This window comes from Stenotrophomonas sp. FW305-C-20-S1 (assembly GCF_058783335.1).
Genome location: NZ_JBYTEK010000014.1, coordinates 85721 through 105134 on the forward strand (window position 1 = coordinate 85721; position 19414 = coordinate 105134).

Annotated in this window: 16 protein-coding genes; 13 read left to right on the forward strand and 3 right to left on the reverse strand. The window is 67.0% G+C overall.

From position 1 onward, the window contains the following. Positions 1-19 precede the first annotated feature (19 nt). From AC3WTC_RS10010 to AC3WTC_RS10020, 3 genes are all read right to left on the reverse strand, one after another. Positions 20-2005 (reverse strand): alpha/beta hydrolase family protein, encoded by a 1986-nt coding sequence (locus AC3WTC_RS10010; RefSeq protein ID WP_492711355.1) that lies wholly within the window; start codon positions 2003-2005, stop codon positions 20-22. Positions 2006-2100: 95 nt separating this feature from the next. Continuing rightward, positions 2101-4089, reverse strand: coding sequence for an alpha/beta hydrolase family protein (locus AC3WTC_RS10015; RefSeq protein ID WP_492711356.1), 1989 nt, complete (start codon positions 4087-4089; stop codon positions 2101-2103). Positions 4090-4255: 166 nt separating this feature from the next. After that, the gene (locus AC3WTC_RS10020; RefSeq protein WP_025873889.1) at positions 4256-4891 is read right to left on the reverse strand and encodes a LysE/ArgO family amino acid transporter; all 636 of its coding nucleotides are present in this window, start codon (positions 4889-4891) and stop codon (positions 4256-4258) included. A gap of 140 nt (positions 4892-5031) precedes the next feature. On the opposite strand from AC3WTC_RS10020, the gene AC3WTC_RS10025 reads away from it, so the two are divergent. The 13 genes from AC3WTC_RS10025 to AC3WTC_RS10085 all read left to right on the forward strand — a co-directional run. Continuing rightward, positions 5032-5937 (forward strand): LysR family transcriptional regulator ArgP, encoded by a 906-nt coding sequence (locus AC3WTC_RS10025; protein WP_025873890.1) that lies wholly within the window; start codon positions 5032-5034, stop codon positions 5935-5937. Between the two features lie 102 nt (positions 5938-6039). After that, on the forward strand, positions 6040-6624 hold the full coding sequence (locus AC3WTC_RS10030; protein WP_025873891.1) for a hypothetical protein: 585 nt from the start codon (positions 6040-6042) through the stop codon (positions 6622-6624). 79 nt (positions 6625-6703) lie between these two features. Beyond that, complete coding sequence (locus AC3WTC_RS10035) at positions 6704-7150, forward strand: GNAT family N-acetyltransferase (protein ID WP_492711357.1); 447 nt, start codon at positions 6704-6706, stop codon at positions 7148-7150. A 193-nt stretch (positions 7151-7343) separates the two neighbouring features. Continuing rightward, entirely contained in the window at positions 7344-9035 is a 1692-nt protein-coding gene (gene mqo, locus AC3WTC_RS10040) for a malate dehydrogenase (quinone) (RefSeq protein WP_025873893.1), read from the forward strand. A gap of 357 nt (positions 9036-9392) precedes the next feature. After that, on the forward strand, positions 9393-11585 hold the full coding sequence (locus AC3WTC_RS10045; RefSeq protein ID WP_492711358.1) for a TonB-dependent siderophore receptor: 2193 nt from the start codon (positions 9393-9395) through the stop codon (positions 11583-11585). Positions 11586-11877: 292 nt separating this feature from the next. Beyond that, positions 11878-13521 (forward strand): malonate decarboxylase subunit alpha, encoded by a 1644-nt coding sequence (mdcA, locus tag AC3WTC_RS10050; protein ID WP_025873895.1) that lies wholly within the window; start codon positions 11878-11880, stop codon positions 13519-13521. Positions 13522-13531: 10 nt separating this feature from the next. Continuing rightward, the gene (gene mdcC / locus AC3WTC_RS10055) at positions 13532-13852 is read left to right on the forward strand and encodes a malonate decarboxylase acyl carrier protein (RefSeq protein ID WP_032975933.1); all 321 of its coding nucleotides are present in this window, start codon (positions 13532-13534) and stop codon (positions 13850-13852) included. Continuing rightward, on the forward strand, positions 13849-14757 hold the full coding sequence (locus AC3WTC_RS10060) for a biotin-independent malonate decarboxylase subunit beta (protein WP_033830606.1): 909 nt from the start codon (positions 13849-13851) through the stop codon (positions 14755-14757). Before mdcC ends, AC3WTC_RS10060 begins: the two co-directional genes overlap by 4 nt. Positions 14758-14759: 2 nt before the next feature. After that, positions 14760-15464 carry a biotin-independent malonate decarboxylase subunit gamma gene (mdcE, locus tag AC3WTC_RS10065; protein ID WP_100436585.1) on the forward strand — a complete coding sequence of 235 codons (705 nt, stop codon included), beginning with the start codon at positions 14760-14762 and terminating at the stop codon, positions 15462-15464. Continuing rightward, complete coding sequence (mdcG, locus tag AC3WTC_RS10070) at positions 15457-16107, forward strand: malonate decarboxylase holo-[acyl-carrier-protein] synthase (RefSeq protein WP_099783206.1); 651 nt, start codon at positions 15457-15459, stop codon at positions 16105-16107. Before mdcE ends, mdcG begins: the two co-directional genes overlap by 8 nt. Continuing rightward, entirely contained in the window at positions 16104-16961 is an 858-nt protein-coding gene (mdcB, locus tag AC3WTC_RS10075) for a triphosphoribosyl-dephospho-CoA synthase MdcB (protein ID WP_492711359.1), read from the forward strand. Before mdcG ends, mdcB begins: the two co-directional genes overlap by 4 nt. Then, a complete protein-coding gene (mdcH, locus tag AC3WTC_RS10080; protein WP_354275433.1) occupies positions 16958-17878 on the forward strand; it encodes a malonate decarboxylase subunit epsilon in 921 nt (306 codons plus the stop codon). Before mdcB ends, mdcH begins: the two co-directional genes overlap by 4 nt. 101 nt (positions 17879-17979) lie before the next feature. Then, a partial coding sequence (locus tag AC3WTC_RS10085) for an SLC13 family permease (RefSeq protein WP_492711360.1) occupies positions 17980-19414 on the forward strand: 1435 nt, incomplete at its 3' end.

Here is a 19414-nt window from a genome sequence, read left to right on the forward strand (position 1 = left end):
GGTCCGCGGCTCGCCTGCCTTACGGCGCCTTGTCGGCGCCTGCGCTCGCGCTGGTGCTGGCGGTGCTGCCGCCCAGGCTGCGTGACAGGAAGGCCAGCAGCCTGCTGTAGTACTCGTGCTGGTGCTCAGGCCGGTGGAAACCGTGCCCTTCGGTGCGGTAGTACAGGCTCTCCACCGGTGAGCCGGCCGCCTTCAGCGCTGCCTCCATGCGCTCGGTGTGCTTGATCGGCGCACGCGTGTCTTCGCCGCCAGCGGCCAGGAACACCGGCACTTTCAGCTGCGCGGCCAGGTTCACCGGCGAACGGGCTCCCAGGGTCTTCGGATCGCCTACCCATTCGCGCTGCCAGGCCATGGCCGAATCGCTCAACTGTGCCTCACCACTGAACATCAGCGGCAGGTCGTACACACCGACGTAGCCGGCCGCGCACTGGTACAGTCCGGGTTCGCGAATCGGCCCCATCATCGCGGCATACGCACCGTAGCTGGCCCCATAGATGCAGATGCGGTTGCTGTCGGCGATGCCCTCTGCGATGGCCCAGCGGGTGGCGTCGGTCACATCGTCCTGCATGGCCGCGCCCCACTGCTTCGCACCCGCCTGGGTGAACGCGCGGCCATAGTTGGCCGAACCACGGAAGTTGACCTGCAACACGGCATACCCTGCTGCTGCCAGCATCTGCGGCTCGTTGCTGTAGCTGCCCTCATCGAATACGCCGATGGGGCCACCGTGCGGCAGCACCACCAACGGCAGATTGCGCCCTTCGCTGCCCGGCGGCAGGGTCAGGAAGCCGTGCAGCGTCAGTCCGTCGCGCGCCTTCAGCGAGAACGGACGCACGGTGGCGGCCAGTTTCGGGTCGATCCATTCGCTGCGGCTGAGCAGATGCTCGGCGGCCTTCGCGCGGGTGTCGAACAGGTAGAAATCCCCGGGATTGCTGCCCGACCACGTCTGCACCACCACCTTGCCGCCATCACGGGTACTGGAGGTGATGAACACCGGGCCGCCGAACGCCGCTTCAAGGCTGCGGTACTGACGGGCGTCGGCGCCCTTCTCATCGAAGAACCGCGTACGCGGTGCATCGCCGGCAAACAGCGCGCCCACCGGCACGCGGGTGCCCGGGCGGAAGATGATCGCGTAGGGATCGACCACGCCATCGCGCAGCACCTCGCGCCGTTGGCCGGTCTGCGGGTTCCAGCTGACGATGGCATCGGGCCCGGTGGGCTGCTCGACCTGCAGATAGGCCAGCGCGCCATCTTCGGAGAAGCCGATTGCGGTTTCTATCCGGTGGCTCAGCGACTCGTCATTGACCAGCGACCACTGCGCATTGGTCCCGGCGCGGTAGTAGAGCTTGTTGACGTTGTCCGACGCTGCGCCGTGGGCGAAGCGCACTTCACCCTGATGATCGGTAGTGAAATCGGCACGCTGCACGGGTGAACCGGAAACGCGCACGCGACGCCCACTGACCACGTCAAGCCGCTCGACCCGGGTGTAGGGGTCCTCGGCGAAGGGCCATACCGCGATCAGCACATTGCGGTCGTCGCCCGCCAGTTCGTCGGTGAGGAAGGCCGCGACGTCCTCCACCTTCTTCGGCTGGATGCGCGTGCCCAACCCGCGCCCCTGCACGCGGTAGCCGACCAGCAGTTCCCCGCCCTCGCCATCGACGTTGACCCCGTACAGTTCACCGGTGGGCTGCGGCGTATCGAGTACTCCAAGCTTCTCGGCCAGGCCGACCAGCAGGCGCTCGTTGCTCACCCATTCAAAGGTGTTGGCGTGGTTCTTGTCCTGCGGGCGGAACACGCCGGCAGGCTTGCGGTCGGACGTGCGCAGGATGACCAGCGCGGTGGAATCATCCAGCGGTACGGTGCCGGCAACGTAGTCGCCGCCGGGCGAGAGCTTGACGTTCGAAAACGACTCCGGTTTCAGGTACTTCTCCAGGTCCACCCCGCCGGTACCCGCCGACGTCCCGCCCACCACCGCGCACAACAGCGCGGCAAGTACAGTCCTTCGCATCCTTCCCCCTCCCTGCCCGGACACCCTGTCCAGATTCGCCGATTCTAGGCAGGCCCGCGATGGCTCCGCCAGTGGCGAGGCCGCCATCGCCGGACTCAGGGCGCCTTCTCCGCATTGCCAGCGGCCGTCACCTGCGCCGTTGCTCCGCCCAGGCTGCGCGACAGGAACGCCAGCAGGTGGCCGTAGTAGTCGCGCTGGTTGGCCAGGTTGTACAGCCCATGCCCTTCGTTCTTGTAGTACAGGGCCTCCACAGGCGTTCCGGCCTGCTTCAATGCCGCCTCCATCCGCTCGGTATGCACCACCGGTGCGCGCTGGTCTTCGCGGCCGGCGGCCAGCAGCACCGGCACGCCAACCTGCGCGGCCAGGTTGACCGGCGAGCGTTCGACAAGATCCTTGGGCCGTCCCAGCCACTCGCGCAGGTAGATCAACCCGGATTCGTCACTCTGGATATCCCCGCGCGCATACATCAAGGGCAGGTCGTAGATGCCAACGTAACCTGCCGCACAACGGTAAAGATCCGGCTCTCGCACCGTCCCCATCAGCGCCGCATAGGCGCCGTAGCTGGCCCCATAGATGCAGATGCGTTCACGGTCGGCAATTCCCTGCTCGATGGCCCAGCGCGTGGCATCGGTCACATCATCCTGCATCGCCGCGCCCCACTGTTTGCGCGCAGCCTGCGCATGTGCGCGCCCGTAACCGGCCGAGCCACGGAAATTCACCTGCAGCACGGCATAGCCGGCGGCCGCCAGCATCTGCGTCTCGGTGGAGTACGTGCCATCGTCCAGGACCCCGATCGGACCGCCATGCGGCACCACCACCATCGGTAGCGCGCGCATCGGCACCCCCGGTGGCACGGTAAGAAACCCATGCAGGGGGCGGCCGTCGCGGGCCTGCAAGGTGATGGCGCGTACGTCGGCACTCTGCGCCGGGTCGATCCAGTCGCTGCGGCTGATCAGGTGCCGGGCGCGCTTGCCCAGCGTGTCATACAGGTAGAAATCACCCGGATTGCGGCCCGACCAGGATTCCACCAGGACAGTGCTGCCGTTGCGGGTGCTGGAGGTGATGTATACCGGAGCACCCAGCGCGGTTTCCAGGCTGCGATAAAGCCGGGCATCCTCCGAGGTCTCATCGAAGAAGCGCGTGCGTGGGGTAGTGCCCATGAACAGCGCGCCCACCGGCACCTGCGTACCGGGGCGGTGGATGATGCGTGCAGGGTCGGCGATCTCATCACGCAGAACCGTTCGCCGCTCGTTGCTCTGCGGGTCCCAGCTGACGATCACGTCGGGGCCTTCGGCCTGCTCCACCTGCAGATAGGCCAGGCGGCCGTCGGCCGAGAAGCCGATGGCCGCTTCGTTGCGCGGGTTCAAGGCCTCATCGTGCAGCAGTATCCATTCGCTGCTGGCACCGGCGCGGTAATACAGCTTCTTTTTCTGGTCAGGTCCGACGCCGTAAGCGAAGCGCACTTCGCCCCGGGCGTCGGTAGTGAAGGCGGCCTGCGCGATCGGCGCGCGCGCGACCGCGTTGCGGCGACCGGTGCTCACGTCCATGCGTTCGATCTGGGTGGCCGCGTTGTCGGTGAACGGAGTGACCGCCACCAGCACGTTGCGATCGTCGTCCTTCAACTCATCGGTGAGGAAAGCCGCCACCATTCCCGCAGGCTTGACCTTGATGTTGGTGCCCAGTCCGGTTTCAGCGGTGCGGTAGCCGACCAGCAGTTCTCCCCCCTTGCCGTTGGCGTTGATGCCGAACAGCTCGCCGGTGGGCGCTGGTCGATCCAGCACACCCAGCTTCTGCGCCATGCCCACCAGCAGGCGTTCATTGCTTACCCAGTCGAAGGTATGGGCGTGGTTGTTGCGGGGTGGGCGGAAGGTGCCGACCATCTTCATGTCGGCGATCCGGTAGATCGCCAGCGCCGTACCCGCCTCGATCGGAACCGTGGCAGCCACGTACTCGCCGCCCGGCGAAATCTTGATGTCGGCGAATGCTTCCTGCCGCAGGTAGCGGTCCAGGTCCACCCCGCCGGTACCCGCCGACGTCCCGCCCACCACCGCGCACAGCAGCGCGGCAAGCACAATCCTGCGCATCCTTCCCCCTTCCTGCCCGGACACCCTGTCCAGATTCGCCGATTCTAGGCAGGCAAGCGGCCGCGCCGCCAGTGGGCAGAAAAAACGACGGCACCGTTGCCGGTGCCGTCGTTGCCACTACCTTGGAGAGAGAGTAAGGACGTGGGTTCGGGGGGCGTGCGCCGGGTCAATGGACCCCGCGCACCGCCAGAGTGAGGGCCAGGATGCTGAGGATCACCGCGATGGTGCCGTCCAGCACGCGCCAGGTGCTGGGCTTGGTGAACAGCGGCGCAAGCAGGCGCGCGCCCAGGCCCTGCGCGGTCAGCCACAGGCAGCTGGCGGTGACCACGCCGGCCGCGAAGGCCATGCGCGCATTGCCGAAGTTCTCGGCGATGGAGCCGATCACCATCATGTCCAGCCAGAAGTGCGGATTGATCAGCGAGAAGCCGACCGCCGCCATCAGCACCGCACGACGGCTGCCGTCGTCGCTGTCGGCTTCGCCCATGCCACCGCCACCGGCGATCGCACGGCGTGCCGACTTCATCGCATACCAGGCCAGGAAGGCCACACCGGTCCAGAGGACGGCGGTGGTCAGCCACGGCAGCGCGGTGGTGAGCGTGCGCAGGCCGGCCACGCTGGCGAAGATGAAGATTGCATCGATGGCCGCGCAGGTGGCGACCACCGGCACGATGTGCTTGCGCAGGATGCCCTGGCGCAGGATGAAGGCGCTCTGGGCGCCGACCACGGCAAACAGGCCGATGCCGGTAGCCGCACCACTGAACCAGGCACCAAGGCCGGTGCTGGCGGAGATGACCGAGAACATGGGATTCACTACCTTGTCTTGCTTGGGGGGAGCGGTGCCTCGCGAAGGCGGACAGCACCGGAACGGGCGCCATTGTCGCGCCGCAACATAGAAAAGACGAGCTAAACTTACTAAACCAACATTAGCGGAGCTTAATCGCCATGCGCATCGACCATGCCCAGCTGCGGGCCCTGGCTGCGGTGATCCGCGAAGGCAGCTTCGACCGTGCCGCGCAGTCGCTCAACGTCACCCCCTCGGCCATCTCGCAGCGGGTCAAAGCACTGGAAGACCGCATCGGCCGCCTGCTGGTCAAGCGCGGCACGCCTGCGACCGCGACTGCCGAGGGCCAGTTGCTGGTGCAGCTGGCCGAGCAGACCGCCCTGCTGGAGCACGACGCGCTGCACCGGATGGGCCTGGCCGACGAGGACCTGCCGCAGGCCAGCATCCCCGTAGCGGTGAACCACGACAGCCTGGAGACCTGGTTCCCACAGGCCGCCCAGCAGTTCGCGCAGGGCACCGGCACCACCCTGGACCTGCGGGTGGAGGACCAGGACCACACCGTCGAACTGCTGCGCCAGGGCACCGTGCTGGGGGCCGTGACCACCCTGGACGAGCCGGTGCAGGGCTGCCAGATCCACGCGCTGGGCAGCATCCGCTACGCCGCCACCTGTACGCCGGAGTTCCGCGAGCAGCACTTCGCCAAGGGCGTGACCGCACAGGCGCTGGCGCAGGCACCGGTGCTGGTGTTCAACCGCAAGGACGACATGCAGTCGCGCTTTGCCCGGCGCATGGCCGGCGCCGACCTGCCCAGCACCGCGCCGACGTGGTGGATTCCTTCCACCCGCGCCTTCGTGCAGGCCAATCTGGGCGGGCTGGGCTGGACGATGAACCCGCTGCCGCTGGTCAAGCGCCATCTGGACGCCGGGCGCCTGGTCTACGTGCGGCAGCGCGCGTGGGAAGACGTGCCGCTGTACTGGCAGCACTGGAAGGGCGACGTGCAGACGATGGCCCTGCTGACCCGGGCGGTGCTGGACGCCGCCTCGGCACTGGTGCAGCGCAGGCGCTGAAGAGGGGACGGAGAGGATCAAGTCGCTTGTGCTACAAACGCCTTGATCCCCTCCGCCCCCTTTTCATGCAAGCATCGGTGCAACCGACGAGGGGGCTGACCGATGGAAACCGAACCGGTATTCCTGCATATCCGCGTGGTGATGGGGATCATCCTCGGCCTGTCCATCACCACCCTGCTGAAGGGGCTGGCGCAGATCATCGAACACCCGCAGCGGCGTGGCTGTTCGGCGCTGCACCTGTGCTGGGTGGTGTGGACGCTGGTATCGCTGGTGACCTTCTGGTGGTGGGAATTCCGCCTGGTTGAGGTACACCGCTGGACGTTTGAAATCTATCTGTTCGTGATCACCTACTGCGCGACCTGGTTCCTGCTGTGCGCGCTGCTGTTTCCCGAAGACCTGCGCGAGTACGGAAGTTACGGCAACTACCTGATGCAGCGTCGACGCTGGATCTTCGGGGTGGTCGCGATATTGACCCTTCTGGATCTTGTGGATACCGCGATCAAAGGGGGAAGCCGATGGCGGCTGCTGGGCGAGGCCTACCCCCTGCATACGGTGCTGATGCTCATCGTCGCCGCGCTGGGCTGGCATCTGCGCAGCACGCGCGCGCAACTGGGGCTGGCCGCAGCGACGCTGGCCTATCAACTGGGCTACTTCGCGGCGGAGTACTTCACCATCGGCAGTGAGTGAGGAGCGCCGCCGGTCTCCATCCAATCTCCATAGGCGTCGGCCAGAATCGCCCGGTTCCATTCGACCGCAGGTTTCCCAGATGACGATCCACTACCGCAATGCCCGTCCCGATGACGCCGCCGCCTGCATCGACCTGCGCGGGCGTACCCGCGAGAACGCCTTCAGTGCAGCGCAACTGGCCGAGCTGGGCATCACCGAAGAGAGCTGGGCCGCAGGTATCGCCGATGGCGATTCGATTGGCCGCGTCGCCTGGGAGGGCCAACGGATGGCCGGTTACTGCTTTGCCGACCGCGAAAGCGGCGAGGTGCTGGTGCTGGCGCTGCTGCCGGAATTCGAGAAGCGTGGCATCGGCCGGCAACTGCTGCAGGAGGTGGTCAGCCTGAGCCGCGATGCCGGCCACAGCCGCCTGTTCCTGGCCTGCTCGGCCGACCCGCGCTCGCGTTCCCATGGCTTCTACCGGCACCTGGGCTGGAAGGCGACCGGCGAGATCGATGAGGCCGGTGACGAGATCCTTGAGCTGGCGTGATCGAGGGCATCGCCGGGCGTGGCCCGGCGCTACCGGGTGAGGCTGCCGCGAGCCGTCGGATGCTGCGTTGCATCAAAATCGGACCGGAAGCGGTTAAAATTGCCACAGGAATGCTGCAAGGCGTTGTTTCTTCACGCTCTTTCCCTGTTTCTTGCGCATTCTGACCCCCTTCCCCGCCGACGATTCCGCCCCCATGAAGAAATTTGGCAAGGCCCTGCTCGCCCTGCTCGTGCTGCTGTTGCTGGTGGCCGCGCTGTTCCTGTACTGGCCGCTGACCCAGCGCTCGGTGCCCGCCGCGAACAACGACAAGCCCGTCGATGTCGTGCTGGTCGGCGCCGGCATCATGAGCATCACCCTGGCCACCTACCTGCAGGAACTGCAGCCGGACTGGAACATCCAGGTCTACGAGCGCCTCGACGGCGTCGCCGGTGAAAGCTCGGACGGCTGGAACAACGCCGGCACCGGCCACTCGGCATTCGCCGAACTGAACTACACCCCGGAACTGCCCGATGGCAGCATCGAAACCAAGCGCGCGGTCGGCATCGCCGAATCGTTCGAAGTCTCGCGCCAGTTCTGGTCGCACCAGGTGAAGGAAGGGCGGCTGAGCCAGCCCAGCGACTTCATCAACCCGACCCCGCACATGAGCTTCGTCTGGGGCGATGACAACATCGCCTACCTGCACAAGCGCCAGCAGGCGCTGGTGAAGAACCCGCTGTTCTACGGCATGCAGTACTCCGAGGACCCGGCGCAGATCAAGCAGTGGGCACCGCTGCTGATGGAAGGCCGCGACCCGAAGCAGAAGGTTGCCGCAACGTGGATGCCGCTGGGCACCGACGTCAACTTCGGCGTCATTACCCGCCAGCTGACCGCCGGCCTGCAGCACAGCCCGAACTTCGGCCTGCACCTCAACCACGAGGTCAGCGCACTGCGGCAGAACGCGGACAAGAGCTGGAACGTGACGGTGAAGGATCTCAAGGCCGGCACCGAATCGACCACCCACGCCCGCTTCGTGTTCATCGGTGCCGGTGGCGCGGCGCTGAAGCTGCTGCAGATGTCGGGCATCCCGGAATCGAAGGACTACGCCGGCTTCCCGGTGGGCGGCCAGTTCCTCGCCTTCCAGGGCCAGGACGTGACCTCGCGCCACGGCGTGAAGGCCTATGGCATGGCCGAGACCGGTTCGCCGCCGATGTCGGTGCCGCACCTGGATGCGCGCAAGCTGGATGGCAAGCCGGTGGTCCTGTTCGGGCCGTTCGCGCTGTACAGCACCAAGTTCCTCAAGCACGGCTCGTGGTGGGACCTGTATTCGTCGGTCAACCACAACAACGTCGGCCCGATGCTGGAAGTGGGCAAGGACAACCTGGACCTGGTGCAGTACCTGATGGGCCAGGCGCGCCTGAACGATGCCGATCGCCAGGCCGAACTGGTCAAGTACTTCCCCAATGCCAAGCCGGGCGACTGGAAGCTGGTCACCGCCGGCCAGCGCGTGCAGATCATCAAGCGTGATCCGCTGAAGGGCGCGGTGCTGCAGTTCGGTACCGAGATCGTGACCGACAAGGACCACACCCTCGCTGCGCTGCTGGGTGCCTCGCCGGGCGCTTCGACCTCGCCGCCGATCATGCTGGACCTGATGGCCAAGGCCTTCCCGGAACAGATGAAGGCCGGTTGGGAAGCCCGCCTGCGCGAGATCGTGCCGTCGTACGGCCGCAAGCTCAACGAGAGTGCCGCGCTGACCAACGAGATCCGCACGTTGACCAGCCAGACCCTGCACCTGCCCTACCTGGAGGTTCCGGTGGAAGCAGGTACGACGCCGGCACTGGCACCGACGGCCGCGCCGGCCCCGGCCAAGGAAAAGCGCAACGCCAACGAAGAGCTGCAGGCGCTGTAAGCCTGCGCTTGGCGGATGCATGCGGACGGCCACCTTCGGGTGGCCGTCTGCGTTTGCGGGCGGCGACGGGGCGGATCCCTCCCGCACGGGAGGGCTCTGCTCCGTTCCGGGAGACCCCTCGCAGGGTCAGAGCCCAGTGCCTGCGGCAATGGGATCCGACCCCGCCCTGACGCTTGCTGCGCGCCTGAAAGCCCCTGCGCAATGACGCGAATTGTAATGTTGTTAAGAATTATTTACATTTGCGTCCTGCGCAGTGACCGCGCCCCTCCCAGATGGACCTGACGTGCCCGAAGCCGCCGCCCCGGGTGCTGGACGACTGTTGCCGCCCCTTCCCCGCCTCCACGCTTCGAGCCCGCCATGACCCAGAGTTTCTCCAACCACCTGCCCCGCCGTGCGCTGCTGCCCGCTGCCCTGCTGTCCTGCCTCACCTTGGTTGTGCCGTCGGCACTGGCCGAGGTCGCTGCCGATGTCTCCGACGCCAAGACCCTGGACCGGGTGAGCGTGCGCGCCGAGCAGTCCGCGCCGCCATCGAGCACTACCCGCCTGCCCATCACCCTGCAGGAAACGCCGCAGTCGTCCACGGTGATCGGCCTGCAGCGCCTGCAGGACGAATCGTTGTTCAGCCTCAACGACGTGATGCGCAATGTCACCGGCGTCAGCGTGTCCTTCTATGACACCCAGCGCCCGCTGTACTACGCGCGTGGTTTTGCCATCACCGATTTCCAGGTGGATGGCATTCCGACCTACAGCGGCTCGACCAACCAGGAATACGACACCGCCTTCTATGACCGGGTGGAAGTGATCCGCGGCGCCAACGGCCTGCTCAGCGGCGCGGGTGTGCCGTCGGCCACGGTGAACCTGCTGCGCAAGCGCCCGGGCAAGGAGTTCGACGCTTCGTTCTCGGTCAGCGCCGGCAGCTGGGACTACCGCCGCATGGAAGCGGACGTGACCGCACCACTGACCGCCGACGGCCGCTTCCGCAGCCGCGTGGTCGCCGCCTACACCGATCGTGATTTCTATTACGACCGCTACAAAGAGAACAAGATGGCCGGCATGGCCGTGCTGGAAGGCGATGTGACCGACAGCACCACGGTGACCGTCGGCTACCAGACCCAGGACAACAACCCGGTGGGCTCGACCTGGGGCACCGTGCCGTTCTTCGACAGCCAGGGCAACTTCGCCCATCTGCCGCGCTCGACCAACCTGGCACCGAAGTGGAGCTACTGGCAGCGCGAGACCAGCACGGTGTTCGCCAACCTGGAGCAGCGCTTCGGTGACAACTGGCTGCTGAAGATCAACACCGCCTACACGCGTGGCAACGTGCAGAACATGCGCCTGTACGGCACCGGCAATCCCGACCCGGTGACCGGCGCGGGCATCTACCTGCGCACCGCTGCCGGCGATTCGGAAGACACCCGCCGCAACGTCGACGCCTACCTGACCGGCACCTTCAACCTGTGGGGCCAGCAGCACGACGTGACCGTGGGCGCGCAGTGGGCCGACCTGGAAGGCACCACCAACACCCTTGCGCTGAACTACCCGCGTGACTGGGCTCGTTGCGGCAGCGAGCGCTGCTACTACATTCCCAACGTGCACACCTGGGATGGCGACATCTCCGAAGTGACCTACACCCTCACCGGCGCGCGCCGCGTGGCCAAGACCACGCAGAGCGGCTTCTACCTGGCCACCCGCCTGCGCCTGGCTGATCCGCTGGCGCTGATCGCCGGCGCACGCCTGAGCCGCTGGCAGACCCAGACCCGCGCCTACAACGCGGCCGGCGCCTACACCGCCACCAGCGGCGCATACAAGGTGAGCGATGAAATCACCCCGTACGTGGGCCTGGTGTACGACATCACCCCGAACGTGGCGGCCTATGCCAGCTACACCGAGATCTTCAACCCGCAGAACTACAAGGACCGCAACGAGAACCTGCTGGCGCCGGTGCAGGGCTCCAACCTGGAAGCGGGCCTGAAGACGCAGTGGTTCGACGGTCGCCTGACCGCCAACGCGGCGGTGTTCGAAGCCAAGCAGGACAACTACGCGGTGCGTGACATGAGCGTGCCGGAAGGCTCACTCAGCGACGGCAGCTCGGCCTACATCGGCGTCAACGGCACCAAGGCGCGCGGCTGGGAGGTGGACGTCAACGGCGAGATCCTGCCGGGCTGGACGGTCAATGCCGGCTATACCCACGTCAAGGTGACCCGCGCGGCCACCGACCTGCTGTACGCCAATCCGGCCGAAGACCTGCTGCAGCTCAACACCCAGCTGCAGCTGCGCGGCGCGCTGGAACGCCTGAGCATCGGCGGTGGCGTGCAGTGGCAGAGCAAGGTGCAGGGCTACAACATCCCCTACCCGCTCGGCGGCACGGTGACGGTGAACCAGCCGGCGTATGCGCTGGTGCAGTTCAACGCCAACTACCGCATCAGCGACAACTGGACGGCGACGCTGAGCGTGCGCAACGCGCTGGACAAGACCTACTGGGCCAACCTGGACTACAACAACTACGGCGAACCGCGCTTCGTGGCGGCCAGCCTGCGCTGGAAGTTCTGAGCAACCCGGGAACGGTGGGTGCCGACCATTGGGGGGGCCCACTGTTGGGGGTGGGTGCCGACCATTGGGGGGGCCCACTGTTGGGGGTGGGTGCCGACCGTTGGGGGGCCCCACTGCTGGGGGTGGGTGCCGACCGTTGGTAGGCACGCTTCTGACGCTCCGCCACGACCCACGGTCGTGGCCCACCTGAATGGGCCCGCCTTCGCGCGGGCCTTTTCTTTGCTGCACTGCGGGTTGCACACCCCTCCGTAATTATGGCGTAATTATTCCAACGCCATTCGGAAGTCCGTCGATGAACCCGAGCTGGGACACGCTGGAGCGGGGCCGCCAGGCGCGGCTGGAACGCGCCGCGCCATGGGCCAGGGGCCACGAGGTGGCGGCTGGCGATGTCGCCGAGCTGCTGCACGCGCTGCTGGAGCCGGGCGACAAGGTCTGCCTGGAAGGCAACAACCAGAAGCAGGCCGACTTCCTCGCCCAGACGCTGGCCGACCTCGACCCGGCACGGGTGCATGACCTGCACATGGTGCAGTCGGTGCTGTCGCTGCCTTCGCACCTGGATGTGTTCGAACGCGGCATCGCCTCCAGGCTGGACTTCTCCTTCTCCGGGCCGCAGTCGGTGCGGCTGGCCAACCTGGTGGCTGAAGGGCGCATTCAGATCGGTGCCATCCACACCTACCTGGAACTGTTCGGCCGCTACTTCATCGACCTCACTCCGCGTGTGGCACTGGTCGCGGCGCAGGCTGCCGACCGCCACGGCAATCTCTACACCGGCCCCAACACCGAAGACACGCCGGTGATCGTGGAGGCCACCGCATTCGGTGGCGGCATCGTCATCGCCCAGGTCAACGAGATCGTCGACACCCTCCCCCGCGTCGATATTCCTGCCGACTGGGTCAACTTCGTGGTGCAGGCGCCGCGCCCGAACCATATCGAACCGCTGTTCACCCGCGATCCGGCGCAGATCTCCGAGATCCAGGTGCTGATGGCGATGATGGCGATCAAGGGCATCTACGCCGAGTACGGGGTGAACCGGCTCAACCATGGCATCGGTTTCGATACCGCAGCAATCGAACTGCTGCTGCCGACCTACGCCGAGTCGCTGGGGCTGAAGGGAAAGATCTGCCAGCACTGGGCGCTCAACCCGCACCCGGCGCTGATTCCAGCCATCGAATCGGGTTTCGTCAAATCCGTGCACTCGTTCGGGTCGGAACTCGGCATGGAGAAGTACATCGCCGCGCGCGGTGATGTGTTCTTCACCGGCGCCGATGGTTCGATGCGCTCCAACCGCGCGTTCTCGCAGACCGCAGGGCTGTATGCCTGCGACATGTTCATCGGCTCCACCCTGCAGATCGACCTGCAGGGCAACAGCTCCACCGCAACGCGCGACCGCATCGCCGGCTTTGGTGGTGCACCCAACATGGGTTCGGATGCACGCGGCCGCCGCCACGCCAGCGACGCCTGGATCAAGGCGGGCCAGCAGGCCGCGCGGCCCGGCGAGATGCCACGCGGGCGCAAACTGGTGGTGCAGATGGTGGAAACCTTCCGCGAGCACATGGCGCCGGCCTTCGTCGACCGCCTCGATGCCTGGGACCTGGCCGAGCGCGCGAGCATGCCGCTGCCGCCGGTGATGATCTACGGCGACGACGTCAGCCATGTGCTGACCGAGGAAGGCATCGCCAACCTGCTGCTGTGCCGCAGCCCGGAAGAACGCGAGCAGGCGATCCGCGGCGTGGCCGGCTATACCGCCGTGGGCAGGGGACGCGACCGCGCCATGGTGGAAAACCTGCGCGACCGCGGAGTGATCCGCCGCCCGGACGATCTCGGTATCAACGTGCGCGATGCCAGCCGCGATCTTCTTGCCGCGCGTTCGGTGAAAGACCTGGTGCGCTGGTCCGGCGGTCTGTACGACCCGCCCAAGCGCTTCCGCAACTGGTAAGGGCCACGCCATGGAAACCCTCGACTATCGATTCGCCGGCACGACGCCCGTGCGCTTCCCCACCGATGCGGTGCTGGTGGGCGTACTGGCCTCGGGCAACCTGGAAATCCTGCTGGAACCGGCCGACCTGGACGGTGCGATGACCGTGCGCATCATCACCGCTGCACGTGGCTTCGGCACGGTATGGCAGGCGGTGATCGCCGACTTCGCCCAGCGTCATCCCCTGCGCGATGTACGCGTGTCGATCAACGATGCCGGCGCTACACCGGCGGTGGTCAGCCTGCGCCTGGACCAGGCCGTCGAGACCCTGCTTGCCGGAGGCCAGCCATGACGCTCGCACAGCGCACCAGCTATTACGAAGCCGATGCCCGCGCGCGCATCGCCGGGCTGCTTGATGCAGGATCGTTCCGCGAATTTCTCGGCCCAGCCCAGCGCGCCATCAGCCCGCATCTGGCGCAGCTGGACCAGCCGGCCGCGTTCGACGATGGCATCGTCGTCGGCGAGGGACGCCTGCACGGCAAGCACGTGCTGGTAGCCGCACAGCAGGGTGAATTCATGGGCGGCGGCGTGGGTGAGGTGCATGGCGCCAAGTTGACCGGCCTGCTGCGCCGCGCGGCGGACACCCATCCCGATGGCGTGCTGCTGCTGCTCGATACCGGCGGTGTGCGCCTGCATGAAGCCAACGCCGGGTTGATCGCCATTTCCGAAATCATGCGCGCCACGCTCGGCGCGCGGGCTGCCGGGGTACCGGTGGTGGCACTGATCGGCAGTGGCAACGGCGCCTTCGGCGGCATGGGTATCGTCGCCCGCTGCTGCAGTACGGTGATCATGTCCGAAGAAGGACGGCTGTCGCTGTCCGGCCCCGAAGTGATCGAGACCGTGCGCGGCGTGGAGGAATTCGATTCGCGCGACCGCGCATTGGTGTGGCGGGTGACCGGTGGCAAGCACCGCTACCTGATCGACCAGGCGCAGGTGCTGGTGCCCGATGCGATCAGCGCGTTCGCCGAGGCCGCCTCGGATGCGCTGCAGCCCGACACCGCCAGCGCCGACCCCGACGCGGCACTGGCAGCGCTGCAGGCACGCCACGCCGCGTTGAAGGCGCGCGTACAGGCGTGGGGCGACTGCAACGATGGCCTGCAGATCTGGGCACGCCAAGGCATTGCCGACCCGGAACGTCTGGCGCTGCTGGAAACCGATGCCTTCCTTGCCGCCACTGCGCACCGGAGCCTGCCATGAGCCTGCCATTGAATTCGCTGCTGGACGCACTGTTCCCGCGTGGCCATACGATCGCGGTGAACGATTCGGTACTGACCGGCACAGCGACCACCGACGACGGTGAGGTGACGGTGATCGGCACCACCGACAGGATCGAAGTCGGTGTGGACCACGCGCTGGTGCTGGCCGACACCGTGCTGGCCAGCACCGCTGCTCATCCGCAGCGTCCCATCGTGATGCTGGTCGATACCGCCGGCCAGCGGCTGGCGCGCCGCGATGAGCTGCTGGGCATCAACGGCTACTTCGCCCACCTCGCACAGACCCTGGACCTGGCCCGCCGCCGTGGCGCGCGCCTGGTCACGCTGGTCTACGGCGAATCGGTCAGCGGCGGCTTCCTGTCGTTCGGGCTGATGGCCGACCTCATCCATGCCCTGCCCGATGCGCAGGTGCGGGTGATGGATCTGCGCGCGATGGCACGGGTGACCAAGCAACCGTTGGAAAAACTGCAGGCGCTCAGCCTGACCTCGCCGGTGTTCGCACCGGGCGTGGAGAACTACGTGGCGATGGGCGCAGTGCAATCGCTGTGGGATGGCGATCTGGCGCATCACCTGCTTGAAGCACTGCGTGCAGCCGTCGACGGTGACCATCGCGCTGCACTGGGCGCCGAACGGGGTGGCCGTACGCTGGCTGCGCAGGTAGCCACTGCTGTGAGCCAGGGCAATGCCTGAGCGGCCCGCCCGGCACACGCTGGTCTGGCTGTCGGCCGATGCCGATTGGCGGGCCGACCTGCCCGCGCACGAGCCGCGTCTTGCCGCCTGGTTCGCGCAGGGCTTCCCTGCAGTGGTGGCGCGTCGTGCCGCGGATGATGCCGATACGCGCCTGCGATTGGGCGTTCCGTTGCCACCGGCCGAAGGCAAGCAGCGCCTGTCGTTGCGCGTACCGCTGTGCGACGTCGCGCACATGCGCGCTCCGCCGGCGTTGAGCGAACTGCTGGCAGCAGGCGACGCAGGTGTTCCACAGCCGTGGCAGGAATCACTCCACGACCTGCAGGCACTGGCGCCGGCCCGTGTGTTCGGCGCCTTCGCCTGGCAATGGCTGACCGCCCTGCCCTATGTACATGAGCGTTCGGACATCGACCTGCTGTGGCAGGTGACCGATGCCGCGCAGGCCGAGGCGCTGATCGCGCAGTTGCTGGCATGGCAGACCCGCCATCCGCATCGCCTTGATGGCGAGCTGTGCCTGCCCGATGGTGGCGCAGTGAACTGGCGCGAACTTGCCGGCCGCAGTCGCCAGGTACTGGTGAAACGCCTTGATGGAGCCGCATTGGAAGCGCGTGATGCACTGTTCGCCACGCGCGAGGCGATCGCATGATCGCCGCCCCGAAGCCGTTGCCGTCACGCGACGCGGTGGTCGACAGCGCACGCCTGGGACGGCTGGCCATTGCCAGCCTGCACGCCGAGCTGGCGTGCGCCCCGAAGCCGGGCCTGGTCACACCGTTCGACAGCGGCAGCCATGACGACATGGATGCCGGCACCTTCCTGCGCAGTCTTTTCGCCCTGCGCCACTACTTCACGGCGGTGGCCAGGGCCGGTACCGCCGGCGCCCCCTTCACGGTGCTGCGCGATCACGGTATTGCCGCTGAAGCGGCCATGCTGGTCGCCACCGCCGGCATCAACACCCATCGCGGTGCGATCTTCAGCCTTGGCCTGCTGGTGGCCGCCGCGGCTGAGCACAGGCGCTTGCATGGCCATGCCGTGTCGGGCGCGCAGGTGTGCCTGGCGGTTCAGCAGTGGAATGACGCACTCATCGCTGCGCCGCTGGACCCGCACAGCCCGGGACAGCGCGCACGTGCGCGTCATGGGGTCTGCGGCGTACGCGAACAGGCTGCCGCCGGCTACCCGGTGCTGCGCGAGCTGGCCCTGCCTGCCCTGCGCCATGCGCTGGACAGCGGCCTGCCGCGCGACGCCGCGTTGTGCCAGACGCTGATGCAGCTGGTGGCACAGGTGGACGATCTGAACCTGCTGCATCGCGGCGGTACCGAGGGCCTGCGCTGGGCGCAACAACAAGCGGCCACATTCCTTTCCGCCGGTGGCGCCTTCGCGCCGGACTGGCGCGTGCGCCTGCAGTCCATCGGCGATGCGTTCGTGAGGCGTCGGCTCAGCCCGGGTGGCAGTGCCGATCTGCTGGCCTGCGCCTGGTTCCTGCTGCAGCAGGAGGGCGCATGAGCCTGGCCCTGCTCTGCCCCGGACAGGGTGCGCAGCATCCGGCGATGTTCGACCATGTGCGCGGCATGGCCGCTGCACGCGCGGTACTGGATGCGGCGAGCGACGCGCTGGGGCGCGATGTGTTCGCGGCCGCGGCCGCCGACGACCGCTTCGACAACGCACAGGCGCAGCCGCTGCTGTGCGCCGCCAGCATCGCGCACTGGCATGCCCTGCGCGGCGCCGTGCCGGACCCGATCGTGGTGGCCGGGTACAGCATCGGCGAACTGGCGGCACATGCCATCGCCGATAGTTTCGACGTGACCACCTGCCTGTCCCTGTCGGCGCAGCGTGCACGATTCATGGACGCCGTCAGTCCGGTCGATGCCGGAATGCAGGCGATGCTGGGGCTGGATCGACAGACGGTGCAGACATTGTGCGAAATCCACGGCACGCACGTGGCGATTGCCAACGGCACAGATCATTTCATCGTTGGCGGCACGCTGCCGGCACTGCGTGCGCTGGCCGCTGCCGCGCACGCACAGGGTGCCGAGGTGCGCGTGCTGCCGGTACATGTGCCGGCGCATACGCCACTGCTGTCGGCGGCGGTCGCACCGTTCGCCGCCGCACTGCAGGCCACCACGTTGCACGCGCCGCGCCTGCCGCTGCTGGCCGGCATCGACGCACGGCCGGTGCGCGACACCGCAGCGGTGGTGCACACGCTGTCCGCGCAGCTGACACAGACCATCGAATGGGCACAGGTGATGCGCCAGGCCTTCGAGCGCGGCGCACGGGTGTTCCTGCAGCTGGGCCCCGGCAACGCACTGGCACGCATGATCGCGCCGGCCTATCCGTGCTGCGAGGTACGCGCGATCGAGGAATTCCAGAGCCTGGACGGCGCGGCGGCGTGGGTCCGCAGCGCGCTGCAGCGGCTGCAGTAACGGGTTTGAGCAGTACGTAACGCGCAGTACGTAACAGGCCATACCCCGGGATGGCGGGCTTCCATCCGTGCAGCACGCGAATCAGGTGTCTGGGAGGGCGCATGACTCCACAAATTGCAACGATCATCGGTCTGGTGATCATGTTCATCGTCGCCACCGCGATGCCGATCAACATGGGCACCGTCGCCTTCGCACTGGCCTTCATCGTCGGCGGGCTCTGGGTCGACATGGGGGGCAAGGAGGTTCTCGCCGGCTTCCCGGGCGACCTGTTCCTGACCCTGGTCGGCATCACCTACCTGTTCGCGATCGCGCAGAAGAACGGCACCATCGACCTGCTGGTGCACTGGGCGGTGAAAGCGGTACGCGGCCATATCGTGGCCATCCCGTGGGTGATGTTCGTGATCACCGCCGTGCTGACCGCCTTCGGCGCGCTGGGCCCGGCCGCGGTTGCGATCATCGGCCCGGTCGCGCTGCGCTTTGCCAAGCAGTACAACATCAATCCGTTGATGATGGGTCTGCTGGTGATCCATGGCGCGCAGGCCGGTGGCTTCTCGCCGATCAGCGTGTACGGCAGCATCACCAATGGCGTGGTGCAGAAGGCCGGGCTGGAAGTCACCGAAATGGCGGTGTTCCTGACCAGCCTCGGCTTCAACTTCATGATGGCCACGATCTGCTTCTTCGCCTTCGGAGGCATCGCGCTGCTGCGTCGCGGTTCGATCACTGCTGCGGGCACGGTGGGCAACGCGGAGCTGGCGATGGCCGGTGGCCCGCAGGCTTCGTCGCGGCAGTTCGCCATCGAAGGCCATGGTGCGCTGGTCGCAGCCGGTGGTGGCACCCTGTCCAACGATCCGGTGGCACTGGATGCGGTGGGCCTGACCCGCGAGCGCTTGTTCACCCTGATCGGCCTGCTCGGCCTGGGTGTGGCCGCGCTGATCTACAACCTCAACGTCGGCCTGGTTTCGATCACCGTTGCAGTGGTGCTGGCCCTGCTGTCGCCGCAGAGCCAGAAGGGTGCGGTGGACGGCATCAGCTGGTCCACCGTGCTGCTGATCTGCGGCGTGGTTACCTACATCGGCGTGCTGGAACATGCCGGTGCCGTGGACTTCATCGGCCACGGCGTCTCCAGCATCGGCATCCCGCTGCTGGGCGCGCTGCTGGTCTGCTACGTGGGCGGCATCGTCTCCGCATTCGCCTCGTCGGCGGCGGTGCTGGGCGCCACCATTCCGCTGGCCGTGCCATTCCTGATGCAGGGTCATCTCAGTGCCGCTGGCGTGATCTGCGCGCTGGCGGTGTCCTCCACCATCGTCGATGTCAGTCCGTTCTCGACCAACGGCGCACTGGTAGTGGCCTCGGCCGCGAAGGAAGAACGCGAAACGCTGTTCCGCCGCTTCCTGGTCTACAGCGGCCTGGTGGTGGCATTGGGCCCGCTGCTGGCGTGGCTGGTGTTCGTGGTGCCGGGCGGGGGTCTTATACACATCTCCGAGCCCACGAGACTTATACGCGAATCTGGGGGGGGGGGGGGTTGGTTGTGGGGGG